This window comes from Chryseobacterium sp., assembly GCF_029240215.1.
GTDB lineage: Bacteria > Bacteroidota > Bacteroidia > Flavobacteriales > Weeksellaceae > Chryseobacterium.
In genome coordinates this window covers 419,619-439,688 of sequence record NZ_JARBTK010000002.1, presented here as the reverse complement: position 1 = coordinate 439,688, position 20,070 = coordinate 419,619, and the positions used below count along the sequence as shown (strand labels likewise).

Here is a 20,070-nt window from a genome sequence, read left to right as displayed (position 1 = left end):
AGCCTCTCAAGGCTGTTTTCTTTTTATATATCTTTCCCTAGAAAATACAAACCTTTCAAAGTATGTAGTCTGTCTGCAATGTGTATTTTATCCGTCAGCGGTTTGTACACATGAGAAACCCCACCGGTTGCAATGACAAAACAATCATCATTCACCTCATCATTGATACGGTCGATAAATCCTTCTACCATACCAAGAAAACCATAAACCATTCCGCTTTGCATACAGGTAATGGTATCTAATCCTAATACCGTTTTTGGTTTTACCAGTTCAATTTCTGGAAGTTGAGCGGTCTGACTGATCAGAGAATTTAAAGAAGTCACGATTCCGGGAGCGATGATTACACCTAATGTTTCACCGTTTTCGGCGACACAGCTTGCCGTGAGTGCCGTCCCGAAATCAAGTACAATTTTCTTTTTTCCGGGATATAGATTATGTGCTGCAACAAGGTTGGCGTAAATATCTGTTCCCATCTGTTTAGATTTTGCCTGTACTTCCGAAGGCGTGTTGCGGTCTACCATTACAGGAACGATCCCATGAATTTTTCTTATGGCAGAAGTGATTTCCCTTGTCAGTTGAGGGACTACAGAACCTATGATGATTTTTGTAATCTTTTTAGGATCAACTTTATAGGTTTGATACAAGATCAGCATCTGACCATGCAGCTCGTCTGCAGTTCTGTAAGGTTTAGTATTGATTACCCATGAGATATCACAGTTGTCATCATCAAAAAGACCAAATCTGATATTGCTGTTTCCAACATTGATTACGATAGAATTCATTGAATAGCTTTTCGGGGGTAAATTTAACAATTTTCATAAACAAGAGCCTTTTAATATTTGCAAAAATGGTTTATCATTGCAAAAACATTTTATTAAGCTTAAAACACCTATGAAAAAAATTTTAATTCTACTTTTCATCACTCAGCTTACCATCGTATTTGCTCAGAAAAACGTGAAAATGTATTATGAGCAAAAGCAGGATACCATTGCTTATTATGTAGACAATCTTGAAATCTATCCCACATCGATCGTCTTTGCAAGCCAGCCCGAACTTGAGAACATGAAGAAGCCTGAACTCTTTAAAACAACCCAGGTGCTGCCTGCAAAATCAAAAAGGAATAAGGTTACCTATTTTGTGGTAAATGATAAGAAAAAGAGATGGGGCATCAAAAAAATGCCGGGATATTTGATAGACATCGGTGATATTATCATAAAAAAATACGACACTACTTACCAGTACGACTTGCCATATCAGAAAGGGAAATCTTTTCTGATGTACCAGGGCTATAACGGAACGTTTTCTCACCAGAACGAAAATTCTTTAGATTTTACAATGCCTGAAGGAACAGAAATCTTGGCTGCAAGAGAAGGCTTGGTGATTGACGTTCTTCAAAGCAATAATAAAAATTGCCCTACCGTGAGCTGCGCTCCTTTTGGAAACTACATTTCTATATTGCATTCTGACGGTACAATTGCGCAGTATTTTCATTTGCAGCAGAACGGCGCAAAAGTAACCGTAGGTGATACCGTCACCAAAGGTCAGCTCATTGCATTAAGCGGAAACACAGGCTGGAGCAACGGACCTCATCTGCATTTTGTCACCTATCTGCCGAGTGCGACTGCCGATAAAAACAGAATTACGGTAAAAACTCTTTTCAGAACCGGAGACGGAAAAAAAGTAGAGTTTTTGGAAGAGAAAAAATCTTATTCGAGGGCGTATTAGATTTTTATTCACAAACCTATAAAGACTATTAATAATATAAGGTTGCGCATATTATTACTTTTTAAATAATTCCTCAAGAATTAAATAATTTCCCGAAACAAAATATCTAAGATAGTTTAAGGAACTTTCAAGATCAAATTCCCATTTGTTATCTACAATCTTTTTTTCAATTTCACCTAAAAGACCGAATAAAATTTTTATTTTTTTTGGTCTTTTATACCATAATGAAAATTCAACCTCTTTATTCTTGTTAAAATCAGCAGTCAAACCAAAACTTTTTCCATTCTCTATACAGGTAAAATCCAATGATGGATTGTAATAGATAGAACTGATATCTGAGTTTTCCGTAAATACTAAATGTTCCCTCCAAGGATGATTTCTTGCGATAATAAGTACATCATTTGCAGATATTACTTCGTCTTTATATTCAATTTTCTCTTTATTAGGAAAACATATGGAGTATTTATATGTCATTATTCTAATCTTGTACAGTCGTTACGTTCAAATATACATAATCTTCTAAAACCTGACATCGCAGAAGATTTAAAAGAGATATGATTATAATGAACGATATTTAAATTTCACTAAGCCAAAAATCCCCAAAGAAAAACTCTTAAGGGATTTTTTTATTTAAACTAATTATTTCACTTCAACAAAATTGTTCTCAGGATTTACATCCGCCATTCTTTGGCTAAAATCTATTCCTAACAATGACAATTGAGATTTTGTGTAAGGAATCGTCAATGTATATTCTTTCTGTGTCCAAGGCCAATATTTTTCTGTGGTAAAATCACCGTAACCGTCTTCCTGTTTCCAGGTGTGGGTCATATTCATCGGGATTTGATAGGTAATGATTTTCTTATCTGTCGTCATCACACTGAAATCAATAGGCATCGGAACCTGACCATTATTCAACAAAGTAATCGTTGTCGATTTTGCACCGTATTGTACATCTTTAATTCCGTAATCAATGGTTTTTGTAGTGTTGATCCAATAGTGATGAAACCACTTCAGATCCATCCCCGAAACTTTCTGTGCGATATGAAGGAAATCTCTGTCGGTAGGATGTTTCATGTTCCATTCTTTGAAATATTGGGTCATTATTTTTTCTAAATTCTGCTCACCAACGATGTAACCCAACTGTACTAAATACAACTCTCCTTTCACATAACTTGCAAAACTGTATGCCGTTCCGTTGTCATGATGATCGCCGAGCCAGATTGCAGGCTCTTCGATTCCTTTTTGTACAATTCCTCTGTAAGCATTTATTTTATCCACAAAAGGATTTGGTCTTTCATCGGTTGGCGGAAACAGTTGATGCATCACGATGCTTTCGGCATAGCTTGTAAAACCTTCATCCATCCACGGTCTAAGAGGTTCGTTAGTTGCCAGCATTTGCTGATACCAAGAGTGAGAACCTTCGTGAACCATCAGTCCCATTAAATCTTCAAGGTTTTTTGATTCACCCAAAATCATCGTACACATTCCGTATTCCATTCCTCCGTCACCACCTTGAATGAAGGCGTAAGAAGGATATGCATATTTTCCGAAACGTGAATTCATAATCTGGAAATACTTTGTAACGTAAGGTTGCGCTTCGCCCCAAAATTTAGTTTTATCGTTTTTCTGATACACGAAAAACACTTTCGGACCTTGAGGAACATCAAAACTTTCTACCGAGTAATCTCTGTCTGCCACCCACGCAAAATCAAGCATATTTTTGGCAGCCCATCGCCATGTAACTTTATTTTTATTGGCTTTAATAGTTGCAGATGCATCATAACCTTTGACTTCTGTAGGATTCAAAAGCGTTCCGCCCGCTCCTATTACATAATCTTTGTTGATGTTAATCGTCACGTCAAAATCTGCAAACGGCGCATGAAATTCTCTTCCCACGTAATCGAAAGTTGCCCAACCATCATAATCATATTCTGCAATTTTAGGATACCATTGCGTCATCGTCATATCGACACCTTCTTTGTTATTTCTTCCGCTACGTCTGATCTGCTGGGGTATTACGGCATCCCACTCCATGGTGAATGTAGTTTTTGAATTGGGCTTAATTGATTCATTTAAATAAACCTTCATCACCGTTTCCTGAATTTCAAACTTTAGTTTTTTACCATTTTGTTTGATCCAGTGAATATTTTGGGCACCTTCTTCATCTTTCGGAATCGATGCCAATCTTGAAATTCCGTCTTTCTGCAATCTTGAATCACCATTTTTCCCTTGTCCGGCAACTCTCTGATCCATCATTGAGTTAGGTTTAAAGGCATTCCAGTATAAATGAAAATATACAACATTGAGTTCGTCCGGTGAGTTGTTGGAATAATTTAAGGTTTGATTTCCTTCGTAGGTAAATTTTTCCGCATTGACGTCAATATCCATTTTATATTGGGCAGCCTGCTGATAATAAGCATTTTGCTGCGCATGAAATTGTGAAAGGATCAAAGCAAAGAGTATTGCAAACGATTTTTTCATTGAAAATTTTATTTTTTTTTAAAGGTAAGTAAATTTTGAAAGAGGGTGAAATGGGATTTGGTTGTGGTAATTTATATCTTTGAGTGAAAACAATATATTATTCTTTTGAAAAAATTCATTCATTATATCCTTATTTTCTTCGTCTGCGCTTGTTGCACACCAAAAAAACATATTTCGTCATTAGATGATTCAAGCAATAAATCCATCGTAGAAAATGAAGAGCTTAATATTGTATACAGAGGCATAAAAAATCATCTGAGAATTTATGTTCCCAAATCGGATAGCATTAAGGTAAGTGGATCCGGCGTTTATAAAGAGGAAGAAAATCAATATTCCATTATTCCTGTTACAGGCAATACATTGCAAATCAAAATTATTAGTTTTGTTAAAGGTAAGGAAACAGTTGAAAAAAGAGATTTTCGAATTTTAAATATTGGGAAACCTTTCGCAAGTATCAACAACAAAACAGGAAAAATTACTTTATCCAAAGAAGAACTTTCCACTTCTAAAATAGAATATTTCATTCCTCAATTTGTTATGAAATTAGGAAAGGTCGGGAAATTCCGTTATAAAATTAATGATGAAGAACCAATGGTTAATTATGGAAATGAATTTAATAAATCAATTAAGGAAAAGATTTACAATATGAAATCTGGTGATATTATGATTATTGACGAGTTAAATTATAACCCAGAATTACAAAGTGTTGACCTAAAAAAAGTAGCGGAATTAATAGTTTGCATTGAGTAGAAATATATTTTGTGCTATTTGTGTTCAAATAAAATCAATTTTTTAATCAAAGTAATCTGTCCCAAATGATAATAAGCATGTTCTATCATTCCGTCAATATTTCTTTGGTAAGTTCCGTATTTTTCATCAACAAAGACTTCATCCATTTTAGAATCTGGTAATTGTTCTAATAAGTTTGCGAACTTATCAGAATCGTTGCAAAGTTTATTTAATAATTCTTCCCATTGCTTCTGAGATTCAATCGGCGGAAGATCAAAACTGAATTTATCTTTAATTTCCAAATCACCTCCTTCAAAAACATTGAGAATTCCTGCGATGTAATAATCAATATGAAAGGTGAGCATTGCGATGGTATTTAAATCAGCAATTTTTGTTGTTGCCTGTTCCCACGTTACGTCTTTAAGCTGATCTTTAAAATTGGTATTAGCGATCCAAAGTCCGTCAAGCAAAACCTCTCTGAATCTTTTTGCTAATTGTGATACTGAACTCATTTCTTTTAGTTTTAATCATTTAAATATAATAATTTTCGCCTTTGCTGGTGATGCAGATTTTATTTTAAACCACTAATCGCACAAATGTTTTCACAATTTAAATACAAATAAAATTAGTGGTATTCGTGTTTAAGAAATAAAAAAACCTCAAATGCAAAAACACTTGAGGCTTATAAATTATAGCTAGTTAAAGATTATTTTTTCTCAGCAACTTTTGCAGCACTGTCAAAAATTTTTTCTAAAATTTTCAAAGTAATCAGATAAGTCGGCTTCACTCCTGTCAATCCCAAACCTCCTGAAGAAAGCGTACTTCCTGTTTCCAAAGGATTATCTGAAGCGTAGTAAGCATAACAAACAAAAAGATCCGGTGCAATATGATGCCTGATTTTTGATGCCACCTGAATTGCTTTTTGGTAATGCGCTCCTTCCATTTCAAGCCCGATTGCTTTCCAAGAAGTGTTCATGAAATAAGAAAGAATATCCCTGTTCTGAAGTGAAGTTCCCAAAACGGTAATCATTGTTCCTTCAAAAGCTCGTAATTCATCATCATTAAAATCCTCCAGTTTTAAAGCATTTTCGAAAGGATAATTATCTGCAGTTCCTTCAAAAATATGAGAAGTCGGGATCATGATATCGCCTTTTCCACCATTCAAAATACCTGCTTTCCCCATTATGGAAACAGATTTAACCTTCATCATGTAGACTTCACCTCTTTGCTCAAATGGTCTCAATAATTCGTCCATCACTTCAAAAGCCTGTTCACCAAATGCATAATCAAAAACCAGAACTACATCATCTCCTTTGAACTTCGCTGCACTAAATGGTGTATTTTTAAGGTCAATTTTGCTTAAATCAATGATCTGAACGTCGATATTGCTTCCGCTTTTGTCGTCAATATAAATTAAACCTTCTTCCAAAGCGTATTTTAAAACTTTATCACGAAGATCTTTTTTATTTGAAATCTCCTGGTAAAGTTTATAATCTACATCTTTCGTTTGCTTTTTCTTCAGTGCATCATTGGCATACAACATATTTTTCACCGAATGCATATTGGCAGAAATAATGTGAAGAGGACGCATGTGAAGATCGTTTGCAAATAAAACTTCTTTCACCTTGTTGGCCCATTTTTCACCAAAATAATGATGCCCTACTCTTTCCTTTAATATAGCACTGAAATGTATTTCTCTTTCTCTGCTTTGTTTAGCATCTTCAAGACTTGCTTTTCCGAGATTATAAATGATTTTGAATAGACGATCCGGGTTATCATCGTCTCCGAAAGAATTGTAAGCATTTAAAGTTTCATCAAAAGTTCTTCCTATTAAAGAAGACAAATGAATCAATGCAACTTCTTTTTCTTTTCTGCTGAATTTCTTTTCACCTTTCACCACTTCTTCAATGATTTTGAAAGCGCGTGTCGGCTTCCAGTTTTCATCTTGGATGAAAGCCAGATTTCTGATTTTATCTGCTTCTATAAATAAGAAGGTTAAGTGGGTAAGAATATCATAGATTTCCGAACGTCCCAAAAGAACTTCAATATTCATCTGATGTTCGTCGATTCTGTAACAGTTTCTTCTTCTCTTTTTGGGAACAATAGGTTCGAAACTTCCTTTATCAAAACCCTCATCTGAAGTCAAATGAATAAAAGCACATTCCTCAATGCCTTCAGGAAGTCTGTCTAAAACATACATCAAACCATTCAATTCCAATTTGCTTGGAACATTCATGGTACCGTAAATTTCCGGGTTAATGATTTTCAACAAGCTTCTGATGCTCTCTCCAGAAACTCCTCCCGGCTTGAAAAATCCTCTGTAAAACAGGTGTCTCATAGAGATATAAAGTCTTTCAATTGCCTCGGTGGTTTCTCTCGCTCTAGAATTTGTCATAAAATAAATTTCACGCAAATATACAAAATCTCCTTTCAACTTATTTTAAGTATCTTTTAACAAACGGTTTAACATTATAGTTTTTTGATTGCGCTTAAATTAAATTTTATTGTCGTTCTGACGAAGAAAGAATCTATTATTTCACACGATGAAATCACCATAAACTTTGTCATCCCGTAGGGATCTAAACCCCGAATCTTTCCATACTATTCTAAAAAACTTTGCCTAGATCCCTGCGGGATGACAAACTGGATGGTATAGGATATTTTTTATTTTACTCGATATGGCTTCATTCAGAATAACAGAAGAAAATAAATATAATATAGAAGTATATAGATAAATTTGTAAATTGTATCATATATTTAATGACTTAATAGATCAAAGCATTCTCAACAGTTTTAAATCTTCAATTTTAGATATTAAACGCTTTTCACCCCTTTCAAAACTCAAACTATCGTTTAAAATTTATTTAAAATTAAAATTACCCCTTAAAATTTTAGGGTAAAAATATTTTTAATTCATTTTTTTCGTAAATTTGCCCCATAAAAATTCAACACTATATGTCAACTTTAAGATTTAAAGCTTTAGAAACTTTACCATTCAAGGACTTTAGAAAAGATAATTCAGTAGAAATTCCTGCTAAATTATCAGAATTATTTTGTGAAAACGTATTCTCTGAGAACACAATGAGAGAATACCTTACAAAAGAAGCATTCCAATCTATTATGGATGCTATCAAAAAAGGAAGTAAAATTCAAAGACTGATTGCAGATCAGGTAGCCGTAGCGATGAAAGATTGGGCAATGAGCAAAGGCGTTACGCACTACACGCACTGGTTTCAGCCATTGACTGGAAGCACTGCAGAAAAGCACGATTCATTCTTTACTCCTATCGAAGGTGGTAGAGCAATCGAAAGGTTCAGCGGAAACTTACTGATCCAGCAAGAGCCGGATGCATCTTCTTTCCCGAACGGTGGAATCAGAAACACGTTTGAAGCGAGAGGTTATACAGCTTGGGATCCTACTTCTCCTGCATTTATCATGGGAACTACTTTATGTATTCCTTCAATCTTCATCTCTTACACAGGTGAAACTTTAGATTACAAAGCACCTTTGTTGAGAGCTTTGCACGCTGTAGACGAAGCTGCAACCAATGTAATGCAGTATTTCGACAAAAATGTAACGAAAGTAACTCCTACTTTAGGTTGGGAGCAAGAATATTTTCTGGTTGATTCAGCATTGTATCAGTCTCGTCCAGATTTAGTTTTAACAGGTAAAACTTTACTAGGACATTCTCCTGCAAAAGGACAACAATTAGACGACCATTATTTCGGTTCAATTCCTACAAGAGTAATGAATTTCATGAAAGAGTTGGAAGTTGAATGCATGAGATTGGGAATTCCTGTAACAACAAGACACAACGAGGTAGCTCCAAACCAGTTTGAGCTTGCGCCGATGTTTGAAGAAGTAAACGTTGCCGTTGACCACAACTCATTGTTGATGGATGTTATGGCAAGAATTGCTCACAGACACCATTTTCACATTTTATTCCACGAAAAACCATTCGCAGGAGTAAACGGAAGCGGAAAGCACAACAACTGGTCTTTAGCGACTGACACTGGTGAAAATCTTTTAAGCCCAGGAAAAAACCCTAAGAAAAACTTACAGTTCTTAACTTTCTTTGTTAATACAATCAAAGCGGTTCATGAATATGCTGACCTTTTAAGAGCAAGTATCGCATCTGCAAGCAACGACCATAGATTGGGCGCCAACGAAGCTCCACCTGCAATTATTTCTGTATTTATCGGAAGCCAATTGTTCAGAGTTTTGGAAGAGCTTGAAAAAGTAACGGAAGGAAAACTTTCACCGGACGAAAAGACAGACCTAAAACTAAATGTTGTTGGAAAAATTCCTGAAATTTTGTTGGATAACACTGACAGAAACAGAACTTCTCCGTTTGCATTTACAGGAAATAAATTTGAGATCAGAGCGGTTGGATCTTCTGCAAACTGTGCAGAATCTATGACTGTAATGAACACAATTGCTGCAAAACAATTAGGCGACTTCAAAAAAGAAGTTGATGCTTTAATTGAAACAGGTCTTAAGAAAGACGAAGCAATCTTTAACGTATTGAGAGAATACATCAAGCAATGTAAAAACATCATGTTTGAAGGTGACGGATATTCTGATGACTGGGCTGTAGAAGCTGAAAAAAGAGGTTTAAATAACCTGAAAACAACTCCTGAAGCTCTTAAGCAGGAAATGGATGAGAAATTTGTCAATCTTTATGAAGAGATGGGAATTTTCACTCACAGAGAAGTTGAAGCAAGAAACGAAATCAAATTAGAGAAATATTCAACAGTAATTGATATTGAAGCAAGAGTATTGAGTGATATTGCAAGAAACCACATTATTCCTTCTGCTCTAAACTACCAAAACAGACTGATTGAAAACGTAAGAGGTCTTAAAGAAATTTTTGATGATAAAGAATTCAAAACTCTTGCAAAAGAGCAGATGAGTTTAATTACTCAGATTTCCGGAAACATTTCTAAAATTAAATTGGGTGTTGAAGATCTTATGAAAGCACGAGAAGCTGCAAAAGCAACGTCTGACAGCCAAAAGCAGGCAGAAGTATACTGCACAAGCGTAATTCCATTATTTGATCCAATCAGAGAGGCATCTGATGATCTTGAAATGATGGTTGATGATGAGCTTTGGCCAATGACGAAATATAGAGAAATGTTATTTACAAGATAACATCTGTAAAGTTCCATATTAGTGAATGGTTCCCTGTTTTTCAGGGAACTTTTTTTATGCATTTTTAACAGCTAATTTTTACAAGCTCAATTTTGAACAGCTTCGATTAATAAAGGAATGAGAATATATTATGTTAAAAAATCTTAATAAAAAAAACCGCACATTCACCAAAACAGGCGCATAGCAGCAGGTTTTTCTTTAACATACTTAAGCAAGATGTTAAAATCTGTTAAAACAAGAACATGACAATAATCATATCGAGGCTGTCTTGGCTGGAATATCTACTTTTGTAAGGCTTTAGAGAAATAAATATTTCTTTTTTAACCGGAAATTAAAAAATATGAAGAAAAGAGTTTTGTTTTATTTAGTTGCTTTTGTTTCAACAATATCACTACAATCATGCGTTACTAATTACGTAGTTTCAAAACCGGCAACTTACACTAAAGAATACAAAACAGATGCCAAACTAGCTGCAATAGATACTAAGATGGAGAATGATAAAAAGTTGCTAATCAACTCTTTTATCTCTGAAAAAGCAGTGGCCATCGCAAACGCAAAAAATTCTTTAAAAAATTCTGAAATCGCAAAAGCGATCAAACACAATAAGACCATTGATAATATCTTAACAGAAGCTCAGACTTACTTAGGAACTCCTTACAGATACGGAGGAACAACAAGAAACGGAATCGACTGTTCAGCATTTGTATTATCAGTTTTCGGAGCCGCAGCAGGACTTACTTTACCAAGAGTTGCAGCATCTCAGTCTCAGGAAGGAGAAACTATTGAAAAAGAAAATCTTCAGAAAGGTGACTTGATTTTCTTTTCGCACGGCAGAAGAATTTCCCACGTAGGAATTGTAGAAGATGTAACTGAGGAAGGAGAAGTAAAATTCATTCACGCAGCCACTTCAAAAGGAGTAATGATCTCGTCTCTGAATGATTCTTATTGGGGACCAAAGTACAGGTTTGCAAAAAGAGTGATCAATGAGAACGGAGAAAGCTACAACAACTTAGCCTCTACTAATTTTTAGTTTAAATAATTGATTTATATAAATGAAGCCATCAAAATTTGATGGCTTTTATTTTTGGTTTAATTCAAATTCAATTATAAAAATTACACATCGTCTTTGTCATTCAACAAATATTATAAAAAGTAAGTTCCTGCGGAATGACAAACTTTACATTTAAACTTTTAAAAAATAATTTTCCAAAACTTTATTAAAATCAGCTATTCTTATCAATTTCTATATCAAAGCGACGTAAGAGCCCATGAATTTCTGAAAGTGAAAATTTGGTCTTCTTTAGCCTGTTAGATTCAGGATTGATAATATAATTGAATGATGTTCTTAGATCTGCCTTTTCTAGGTTTGTTCTTTCGAATATAGCTCCGCTGAAATCGCAGTGTGAAAATACAGAATTGGTCAAATCACATTCATCAAAATCGACTTCAATCAGTTTACAGTTTTTAAATAATGTTCTTTTGATGGTCGTTTTATAAAAAACAGAATTATTCAAAGCGCATCCTTCAAATCTGAAAGACATTCCAAACTCGTTGCAATCGTCGAAATGCATCCCGAACATTTTGCAGTCTTTAAAAATAACATCGCGAAAAGCAGTTCCTATTAGTTTGGTCATACTTAAATTACAGTCGCTGAATTCGCAATCGGTAAATTTAAACTGAGAAAGATCAGTATATTCAAAATTACAGTTTTGAAATGTGCAGTTTTCGTATTCGCCCATTTCTAAAGGTGATTCAGCAAAATTTAATTGATTGTAATTTTGATCTAAGACGTAAGCTTCATTCATCAACTTTTACGATTTTATTTAAGGAAAGATATTAGAAATTTTATCTTGCTGATTTAGCAGATTGCTCAGACTCATTTTTGGGAAATTTGAAGCATGATTATAAACTTCCTCTACACTAAACTGTTTTTGTCTGCGTAATTGAGTTTAAAGAAAATAAAAGTCATCATAGAAAAGGCAAGCAATGAGCTTCCTCCGTAACTGAAGTATGGCAAAGGAATTCCAACCGTGGGAAACAAGCCCATAACCATTCCTAAATTGATGGAAAAGTGCATCAACAAGATCGAAGCAAAAGAATATCCGAAAACCCTGTTAAACGTTGATTTCTGCTGTTCGGCAAGATAATAGATTCTTCCAATGAAAATCATGTAACACAATACCAAAACAGCACTTCCAACAAAGCCCCATTCTTCACCTACTGTACAAAAAATATAATCAGTTTCCTGTTCAGGTACAAATTTTCCTTGAGTAACGGAACCTTGACGATAACCTTTCCCCCACATTCCACCGGAACCGATGGCTGTTTTTGAATATAATAAATTATAACCCGAAGTATCCCTGAAAGCTTTCTCGCCTTTGTATAAGACCTCTATTCTTTCTCTCTGGTGTTTTGGCATTTTTTCTAAAACGTAAGGAGTTGCAAATGCCAATCCGCACAAAAGTATAATAGAGCCCGCAATACTAGAAATCGTAATAATATCCCAGCTCATTTTATAGTAATTCAAAAATATAAGAGCTCCAGCGATCAAAACGATTGCAATGACTACATAAATAGGATTAACAGCCAACGAAACTAAAAATACGGAAGCAAATAGAAATCCAATACCAAATAGCAATCCGCTTAAACCTTCGCGATATAGCGCAATAAAAAACGCAGTAAAAACCAATAAAGACCCAACATCGGGAATTGCCAAAACTACCACAGCAGGAATTCCTACAATCGCAAGAGTTGTTAAAAGTGATTTTCTGTTTTTTAAATTATATTCTGGACCGGAAACGTAATTGGCAAGCATTAATGCCACACCAATTTTTGCAAATTCTACAGGCTGCATGGTAAAACTCCCGAATTTGTACCAGTTTTTTTGACCTAAAATTTCTTTTCCAAAAGGAAAAAGTCCGATTAATAAAAGAACACCACCAATATAAATGATAGCAGACATATTTTCGAAAAACTTACTTCGGCTGAAAAATATAATCAATCCAACAAATAAAGAAATACCGAAAAATATCAATTGTTTCTTACCTAATCCTTCATCAACACTGTAAATGTTGGCAATCGCAAAAATGCAGAGCAAAAAATACAGTCCAAGACCCAATTTGTCTATTCCTTCTGTCCACTTCATTGTTTCACAGGTTTTTTAGGTTCAACTTTCTTCTTAGCTTCTAATTTTTCTTTTGCCTTTTTAATAAGATTTAAGCTGTCTTGTATTCTTTTAAGTTTGATAGAATCTGGTTTTGGCTCTTTATAAAGTCCTTTTCTTTTGAGATCGGCAATCCATTGTCTCTTATATTCGGGCATAAAGCTCGAGGTGATCATCTTTTTGTAAAGATGTTCTCTTTTAAGGTCTCCGGTAATATATTTCTCAGCAATCACCGTACAAGCCGGACCTGCCCAAGTCGCACCAAATCCTGCATGTTCCATTACAGCAACGACAACGATTTTGGGTTTATCGGCAGGAGCAATTAAAACAAAAATAGAGTTATCTTTTCCCTGCGGAACCTGTGCTGTTCCTGTTTTTGCCAATTGAGTGAAATCTTTAGACATCAGACCTCTTGCTGTTCCTCTCAAAACTACAGCTTCCATTCCTTTTAGAACTGGTCCAAAATGTTTTGCATCAACCAAAGTTTGATGTTTAACCTTAAATCTCGGATCAGGATTTGGTCTTCCGTCAATTGACTTTACGATATGAGGAGTATAATACCATCCTCTATTGGCAATTGCGCTTACATAATTTGCCAACTGTATCGGCGTTACTAAAACGTCACCCTGTCCCATTCCGTTATAGATAGCCCCGGTTGACATTTCGTCCCAGTTTTTATAATTGTCTTTCTTAGAACCGTTTGCTTTAATGATTGCTTTAAATCTTTTTTCGTAAAAATCACCGGAAGGAATTCTCCCTTTTGCACCAACAGCAAAATCATTATTTAAGAATTCTCCAACTCCAAAACTGCTCATGATCTTTTTCCATTCATCAACGCCTTTTGATGGATTTCCGGGATATTTTTTAATGATCGCAATAAATGCATAAGTGAAAAAACAGTTACTTGAAACCTGAATAGACGGAATCAATGGATCTGCTCCACCATGACCCTTAATTCTTTTTCCTTTGTAATAAAAACCACCGCCACATGGGAAAATGGTGTTTTCGTCCATCACACCCATTTGCATTGCCGCCAAAGCTGTTAACAACTTGAATGTAGAACCCGGTGGATAACCCGCCTGTAAAGATCGGTCAAACGTAGGTTTGTTTTCGTAAATCGTATCTTTTGAAAGTGCGTATAAATTTTTAGATTTATTGGGTCCTGTGAAAAGATTGGGATCAATATCCGGTCCGGTAGCTGCTACCAAAACCTCCCCGTTATTAGGATCGATGGCAACAATAGCTCCATGTTTGTTGACAAGCATTTCCTCAGCAATTCGTTGAAGGTCGTAATCAATGGTTAAAGTAATATCTTTTCCTGTGATAACATCACGGTCTAATGTTCCATTTTTGTATGGGCCAACATTCCGAAGCTTAATATCTTTCTGAATATATTTAATTCCTTTAACACCACGAAGCTCTTTTTCGTACGATTTTTCAATTCCCGCTTTTCCGATGAGGTCACCCGGAAGATAATAGGTAGAATCTTTTTTAATTTCCCTGTCGTTGACTTCACTTGTGTAACCCAAAAGATTCCCAGAAGTGGAAACTTCGTACTGTCTTTGAGGACGCTGAACAATACTGAATGCAGGATATTTAAATATAATTTCCTGAACTCTTGCAATTTCTTCCCTGCTCAGATCCTTGATGAAAGTCATCGGAGTCAGCTTAGAATAATATTTTTCTTTTTTTATAAGATTGATTCTTTTGATAAAATCTCTCTTTTCGATTTTCATTAAATTACAGAAACCCAACGTATCAAAATCAGGTTTCATCAATGCCTGTGTGAAAGAAATTTCATAAGCAGGCTGGTTTCCTACCATGATTTTGCCATTACGGTCAAAAATAACTCCACGTTGAGGAATTACATATTCCGTTTTAATAGAAGTATTGGCTGCATTTAATGCATATCGGTCTGTAAACAACTGTAAATAAGAAAGTCTTGCCACGAAAATGATAGCAAGAATAATAAGTACAGATAAAATTTTTATATGGCGTGTGTTCAAACTTTCTGTTTGATTTTAAATATTAATGCGTAAACAATGATAAATATAAAAGAAATTACACTAGTTACCAACACATTAAGCAAGATTTCAAAAATTCTGCTGAATTTGAAAAACTCGATATACTGTACCAAAAGCTGATGTAAAAATATGCTTGAGAATAGGAACAGCAAAAACTGAGTCCACTGCAGTGACTGAAATGAAAAGAAATCTGTAGAAGTATCTGTAGAAGTTCTGAATATTAAAGTTCTAAAATAGGCAATTACAGTTGTTGCCAAAGCATTGATTCCCCACGAATAAAGGAAAGCATCGATAGACAAACCTATTAAAAAACTTAAAGCCAGAAATTGAAATTTATTTCTAAAAAAAGGATAAAACATCACAAAAACCGGGTACAAGACTGGGGTATATTTTCCGAACAGTGTAATTCTGTTCAAAACAAAAATCTGTAATGCAACCAGAAAAATCATGATCAAAAGATCTGTAAATAACGTCCTGCTAATCATTTTCTTTTTTTATTACAGCTTGCATCGTATCGCTTATTTTCTGAACCTCAGCTTTCTTCAGGTTTTTAACAACAAAAACTTTATTTAAAGCACCCATTTTTTCACTTAGTTCTACAGAAATATCCCAGAAACCCGTTTGACTATCAACCGAATATCCTGCAACCGTTCCAATCATAACACCTTTTGGGAAAATAGCTGATTTTCCGTCGGTTATAATGGTATCGCCAATTTTCAAAGAAACATATTTAGGAACATCTGCCAAGTGCATCACCCGTGAGTTGTCACCTCTCCAGGTTAAAGTACCAAAATAGCCTGATTTTTTCAGAGCAGCATTGATTCTGATTTTATTGACACTCAGAACAGATTGTACCAATGCATAACTGTCTGTAGAATTGATCACGATTCCGGCAATTCCTTTCGGAGCCATAACGCCCATCTGAGGAAAAACTCCGTCTCGTTTTCCACGGTTGATTGTGAAGTAATTATTTCTTCGGTTGATGCTGTTGAAAACAATTTCACCGTCTACGAACGTATAGATTTGTCCGCCTCCCAAAGTATCGTGCACTTTTCTGAATATAGGGTTTTTAGCTCCTTGCTTACCGTATAGCTCGAGCATTAAAGCTTTGTTTTGGGCAACAAGGTCTTCATTAACTTGTTTAAGTTTAAAATAAGTAACCCCTTCATCAATATGTCCGGAAACCCAAGAATTAAATGCAGCAGTTTGCCCCGCAAGCCAAGATTGTTGCATTGCGTTTTTAGAGAATATCAGAACAAGAGCAATAATTTGCAGGAAAATAAAGAATACAAAAAGCGCATTCTTAGAAAATAATCTCAGCAAAAATCCCATTCAGATAAAGTCGTAAAAAGTTAAAAATTATTTAATTAAGAAATTGAATTTATCCATATTCTTAAGTGCGATACCCGTTCCTCTTACAACAGCTCTCAAAGGATCTTCTGCCACAAATACAGGAAGACCTGTTTTCTTATGCAGTCTGTCTGCAAGACCTCTTAACAAAGCACCACCACCAGCAAGATAAATGCCGGTTTTGTAAATATCGGCAGCCAATTCCGGAGGTGTAAGAGAAAGAGTTTCCATTACAGAATCTTCAATTCTGATGATCGATTTATCAAGAGCACGAGCAATTTCTTTGTAGCCAACCATAATTTCTTTTGGCTTACCCGTAATAAGATCTCTACCTTGTACCGGAATATCATCAATATCAACATCAAGATCTTCAACTGCAGAACCAACTTCAATTTTCACTCTTTCAGCAGTTCTTTCACCAATGTAAAGATTATGGTGTGTTCTTAAGAAATATGCGATATCGTTTGTAAATACATCACCTGCAATTTTCACAGACTTGTCACAAACAATACCCCCTAAAGCAACAACAGCAATTTCCGTAGTACCACCACCTATGTCGATGATCATGTTACCTTCAGGTTTTTGCACATCAATACCTACTCCTATTGCAGCAGCCATTGGCTCATAAATCAATCGTACTTCTTTTGCATTTACTTTCTGAGCAGAATCTCTTACCGCTCTTTTTTCAACTTCAGTGATTCCGGAAGGAATACAGATTACAATTCTTAAAGCAGGCTGAATAAATCTGCCTTTGATCCCGGGAATTTTCTTGATAAATTCTTTGATCATGTGCTCTGAAGCATGGAAGTCTGCGATAACTCCGTCTTTCAGCGGGCGGATGGTTTTTATGTCTTCATGGGTTTTACCCTGCATATGTTTTGCCTGTTCTCCCACAGCAATCGGCCTACCCGTAGAACGCTCAATTGCAACAATTGAAGGCTGGTCTATAACAATTTTATTATTATGGATAATAAGCGTGTTGGCGGTTCCAAGGTCTATCGCAATCTCTTGCGTAAACATATCGAATAAACTCATAATTTCTCCTTGATTTAAGTTTACAAAGATATAAATTTAAGACTACTAATGAATACCATAGTAAATATAATTTGGTTAAAATTTTATTAAATTTTAAAAATACGTTTAACTTTTTGATTGTGAAATATTCACAATTTCCAGGCATTAATTCATAGCTTTTTACGATAATTATCATATACATTATCTGAGGATGCTTAATTAAAAATATCGTATTTTTGCGATTGCTTATGATACAGTATTCCAACATACATCAGACGTCAAATTTCGCTGTACTTTCTGTAAGCTTTGAGAAGGCTGATGTAGAAACGAGGGGGAAATTTGCATTCTTTGATGAAAATATCAAAAATTTTGTCACCCGAATTCACAATGAAGATTTGGGAGATGCTTTTGTAGTTTCTACCTGTAACAGAACTGAAATTTATACTACTTCCAGCAATTACCTTTTGGTGGCAGAAGAGTACTGCAAAACAATCGGTGTAAACCTGTCAGATTTTTTGCCGTTTGCCAATATTCTAACAAAAGAAGAAGCGCTTCAACATTTATTCCGGGTAGCTGCAGGTCTGGAAAGTCAGATCATCGGTGATTTTGAAATTATCGGGCAGATTAAAAAAGCATACGCAAGATTCAAAAAAGAGAGACAAAACTCCAATCCTTATCTGGAACGCTCTATAAATTCTGCAATTCAGATTTCGAAAAGAATAAAAAACGAAACCGGAATTTCCAACGGAGCGGCTTCAGTTTCTTATGCGGCAGTTCATTATATTCTCAACAATCAGAAAAGACTTACCGAGAAAAACATTTTACTTTTGGGAGTCGGGGAAATCGGACAGAACACTGTTGAAAATTTAGTAAAACACATTTATCAGCCTCAAATAAAAATTGCCAACCGAACTCAGGAAACCGCAGAGAAAATTTCTGAGAAATATAAAATTCCACACATCGAGTATTCCGATTTTGAAAAAGAACTGGAAAAAACTGACATTCTTATTGTAGCGACCGGAGCAAAAAAACCGATTGTAGACCAATCACATTTTCAGAACGGAAGAGAAACTCTGGTGATTGATCTTTCGATTCCGCATAATGTTGACAAAAATGTTTCTGAACTCGGTCACGTACATCTGATCGATGTTGATGAACTTTCTAAACAAATCCAGGAAACCATTCAGCAGAGAGAAAAAGAAATCCCGAAAGCTGAAAAAATCATCAAGGAAATGACCAAAGACTTCCTTGAGTGGGAAAAAAAGAGAAAACTGGCACCGAATATTCATCACTTCAAAGCAGTTCTAAAGAATATGGAACGCAATGAAATGCACAATTTTTATAGAAAAAATAAATACATAAACATCACAGACATGGAGCTTTCTGAGAAAATGATTCAGAAAATCACCAACCGTTTTGCAAAATATATCATCGATAATCCTCTAAAAGCCGAAGAAATTAGTAAATTAATGCACGAAATATTAGTTGAACAACCCAATAACGAATTCAATGAAAAGCATTAGAATAGGAACAAGAAACTCGGCACTCGCACTTTGGCAAGCCAGAGAAGTAGCAAGGCATTTACAAAACAATAATTATCTCACAGAGATTACACCAATTGTTTCTTCGGGAGACAAAAATCTCAATCAACCACTTTATTCTTTAGGAATTACGGGTGTTTTTACGCGAGATCTGGATATCGCTTTATTAAATGACGAAATTGATATTGCCGTACACTCTTTGAAAGACGTACCAACTCAACTTCCTCAGAACATCGAACTGATCGCTCATCTTGAAAGAGATTTCCCGCAAGACGTTCTGATCAGAAGAGAATCTGCGAAGGATAAAGAATTTCATGAACTAAAATTGGCAACCAGCAGTTTGAGAAGACGAGCTTTTTGGTTAAAACATTATCCGAATACAGAATTTTTTGACATCCGTGGAAATATTCAGACGAGATTAAAAAAACTGGAAGAACAAGACTTCGATGCAACCATTTTATCTTTGGCCGGAATTAAAAGGATGAATATGGACATCAATTACGAGATGCTTCCCGTCATGATTCCTGCTGCTTCGCAAGGTGTAATCGCCATTGCCGGACATTCTGAAAAACCGGAAATCAACGAAATTTTAAAATCAATCAACCATAAGCAAACCCAAATCTGCGTAGAAATGGAAAGAAATTTCCTGAGCACATTGGAAGGAGGTTGTACGGCTCCGATTGGCGCATTTGCGGAAAAAATCGAAAACCAGATCCGTTTCAAAGGAGCGCTTTGTTCGCTTGACGGGAAAAACTATATCGGTATCGACGAAAGTTTTGAATATAATGAAGAAGAAAATTTCGGAGAGAAATTTGCAAACATTGTATTAGAAAATGGTGGAAGAGAATTGATGGCTGAAATTAAAAGTCAGCTGTAAATTTTAAATATTTTT

17 protein-coding genes are annotated in these 20,070 nt (G+C 35.2%); 6 read left to right on the top strand and 11 right to left on the bottom strand.

What is annotated here, in order from left to right; all coding sequences use genetic code 11:
- Positions 1–23: 23 nt before the first annotated feature.
- Positions 24–782 (bottom strand): type III pantothenate kinase, encoded by a 759-nt coding sequence (locus K0R77_RS06065; RefSeq protein WP_300349870.1) that lies wholly within the window; start codon positions 780–782, stop codon positions 24–26.
- Positions 783–891: 109 nt separating this feature from the next.
- On the opposite strand from K0R77_RS06065, the gene K0R77_RS06060 reads away from it, so the two are divergent.
- The gene (locus K0R77_RS06060; RefSeq protein WP_300349867.1) at positions 892–1,725 is read left to right on the top strand and encodes a M23 family metallopeptidase; all 834 of its coding nucleotides are present in this window, start codon (positions 892–894) and stop codon (positions 1,723–1,725) included.
- A 54-nt stretch (positions 1,726–1,779) separates the two neighbouring features.
- On the opposite strand, the gene K0R77_RS06055 is transcribed toward K0R77_RS06060, so the two are convergent.
- Both K0R77_RS06055 and K0R77_RS06050 read right to left on the bottom strand, forming a co-directional pair.
- Positions 1,780–2,199 carry a hypothetical protein gene (locus tag K0R77_RS06055; RefSeq protein WP_300349865.1) on the bottom strand — a complete coding sequence of 140 codons (420 nt, stop codon included), beginning with the start codon at positions 2,197–2,199 and terminating at the stop codon, positions 1,780–1,782.
- Positions 2,200–2,364: 165 nt separating this feature from the next.
- Positions 2,365–4,206 carry a M1 family metallopeptidase gene (locus K0R77_RS06050; protein ID WP_300349863.1) on the bottom strand — a complete coding sequence of 614 codons (1,842 nt, stop codon included), beginning with the start codon at positions 4,204–4,206 and terminating at the stop codon, positions 2,365–2,367.
- Positions 4,207–4,311: 105 nt separating this feature from the next.
- Here K0R77_RS06050 and K0R77_RS06045 point away from each other — a divergent pair, with 105 nt between their 5' ends.
- Positions 4,312–4,956 (top strand): GldM family protein, encoded by a 645-nt coding sequence (locus tag K0R77_RS06045; RefSeq protein WP_300349860.1) that lies wholly within the window; start codon positions 4,312–4,314, stop codon positions 4,954–4,956.
- 14 nt (positions 4,957–4,970) lie between these two features.
- Here the strand turns inward: K0R77_RS06045 and K0R77_RS06040 are convergent, their stop codons facing one another.
- Both K0R77_RS06040 and K0R77_RS06035 read right to left on the bottom strand, forming a co-directional pair.
- Positions 4,971–5,447, bottom strand: coding sequence for a DinB family protein (locus tag K0R77_RS06040; RefSeq protein ID WP_300349857.1), 477 nt, complete (start codon positions 5,445–5,447; stop codon positions 4,971–4,973).
- A gap of 194 nt (positions 5,448–5,641) precedes the next feature.
- Positions 5,642–7,330, bottom strand: a complete 1,689-nt coding sequence (locus K0R77_RS06035) for a hypothetical protein (RefSeq protein WP_300349854.1) — start codon at positions 7,328–7,330, stop codon at positions 5,642–5,644.
- Between the two features lie 560 nt (positions 7,331–7,890).
- Between K0R77_RS06035 and K0R77_RS06030 the strand changes: the two genes are divergently transcribed.
- Both K0R77_RS06030 and K0R77_RS06025 read left to right on the top strand, forming a co-directional pair.
- Positions 7,891–10,086, top strand: coding sequence for a glutamine synthetase III (locus K0R77_RS06030; protein WP_300349851.1), 2,196 nt, complete (start codon positions 7,891–7,893; stop codon positions 10,084–10,086).
- Positions 10,087–10,426: 340 nt separating this feature from the next.
- Entirely contained in the window at positions 10,427–11,116 is a 690-nt protein-coding gene (locus tag K0R77_RS06025) for an NlpC/P60 family protein (RefSeq protein WP_300349848.1), read from the top strand.
- Positions 11,117–11,309: 193 nt separating this feature from the next.
- Here the strand turns inward: K0R77_RS06025 and K0R77_RS06020 are convergent, their stop codons facing one another.
- The 6 genes from K0R77_RS06020 to K0R77_RS05995 all read right to left on the bottom strand — a co-directional run bounded on the left by K0R77_RS06020 (position 11,310) and on the right by K0R77_RS05995 (position 17,658).
- Positions 11,310–11,891, bottom strand: coding sequence for a pentapeptide repeat-containing protein (locus K0R77_RS06020; RefSeq protein WP_300349846.1), 582 nt, complete (start codon positions 11,889–11,891; stop codon positions 11,310–11,312).
- Positions 11,892–12,001: 110 nt separating this feature from the next.
- The gene (gene rodA / locus K0R77_RS06015; protein ID WP_300349843.1) at positions 12,002–13,231 is read right to left on the bottom strand and encodes a rod shape-determining protein RodA; all 1,230 of its coding nucleotides are present in this window, start codon (positions 13,229–13,231) and stop codon (positions 12,002–12,004) included.
- The gene (locus tag K0R77_RS06010; RefSeq protein WP_300349840.1) at positions 13,228–15,255 is read right to left on the bottom strand and encodes a penicillin-binding protein 2; all 2,028 of its coding nucleotides are present in this window, start codon (positions 15,253–15,255) and stop codon (positions 13,228–13,230) included. The genes rodA and K0R77_RS06010 overlap by 4 nt, the downstream gene beginning before the upstream one ends.
- Complete coding sequence (locus K0R77_RS06005) at positions 15,252–15,758, bottom strand: rod shape-determining protein MreD (protein ID WP_263003126.1); 507 nt, start codon at positions 15,756–15,758, stop codon at positions 15,252–15,254. The genes K0R77_RS06010 and K0R77_RS06005 overlap by 4 nt, the downstream gene beginning before the upstream one ends.
- Positions 15,751–16,605, bottom strand: coding sequence for a rod shape-determining protein MreC (gene mreC / locus K0R77_RS06000; protein ID WP_300349835.1), 855 nt, complete (start codon positions 16,603–16,605; stop codon positions 15,751–15,753). Before mreC ends, K0R77_RS06005 begins: the two co-directional genes overlap by 8 nt.
- A gap of 27 nt (positions 16,606–16,632) precedes the next feature.
- Positions 16,633–17,658: a rod shape-determining protein gene (locus tag K0R77_RS05995; protein ID WP_050378070.1), complete on the bottom strand. Its 1,026-nt coding sequence runs from the start codon at positions 17,656–17,658 to the stop codon at positions 16,633–16,635.
- A 227-nt stretch (positions 17,659–17,885) separates the two neighbouring features.
- Here K0R77_RS05995 and hemA point away from each other — a divergent pair, with 227 nt between their 5' ends.
- A complete protein-coding gene (gene hemA / locus K0R77_RS05990) occupies positions 17,886–19,160 on the top strand; it encodes a glutamyl-tRNA reductase (RefSeq protein ID WP_300349830.1) in 1,275 nt (424 codons plus the stop codon).
- Positions 19,147–20,055 (top strand): hydroxymethylbilane synthase, encoded by a 909-nt coding sequence (gene hemC / locus K0R77_RS05985; protein WP_300349827.1) that lies wholly within the window; start codon positions 19,147–19,149, stop codon positions 20,053–20,055. The genes hemA and hemC overlap by 14 nt, the downstream gene beginning before the upstream one ends.
- Positions 20,056–20,070: the final 15 nt, after the last annotated feature.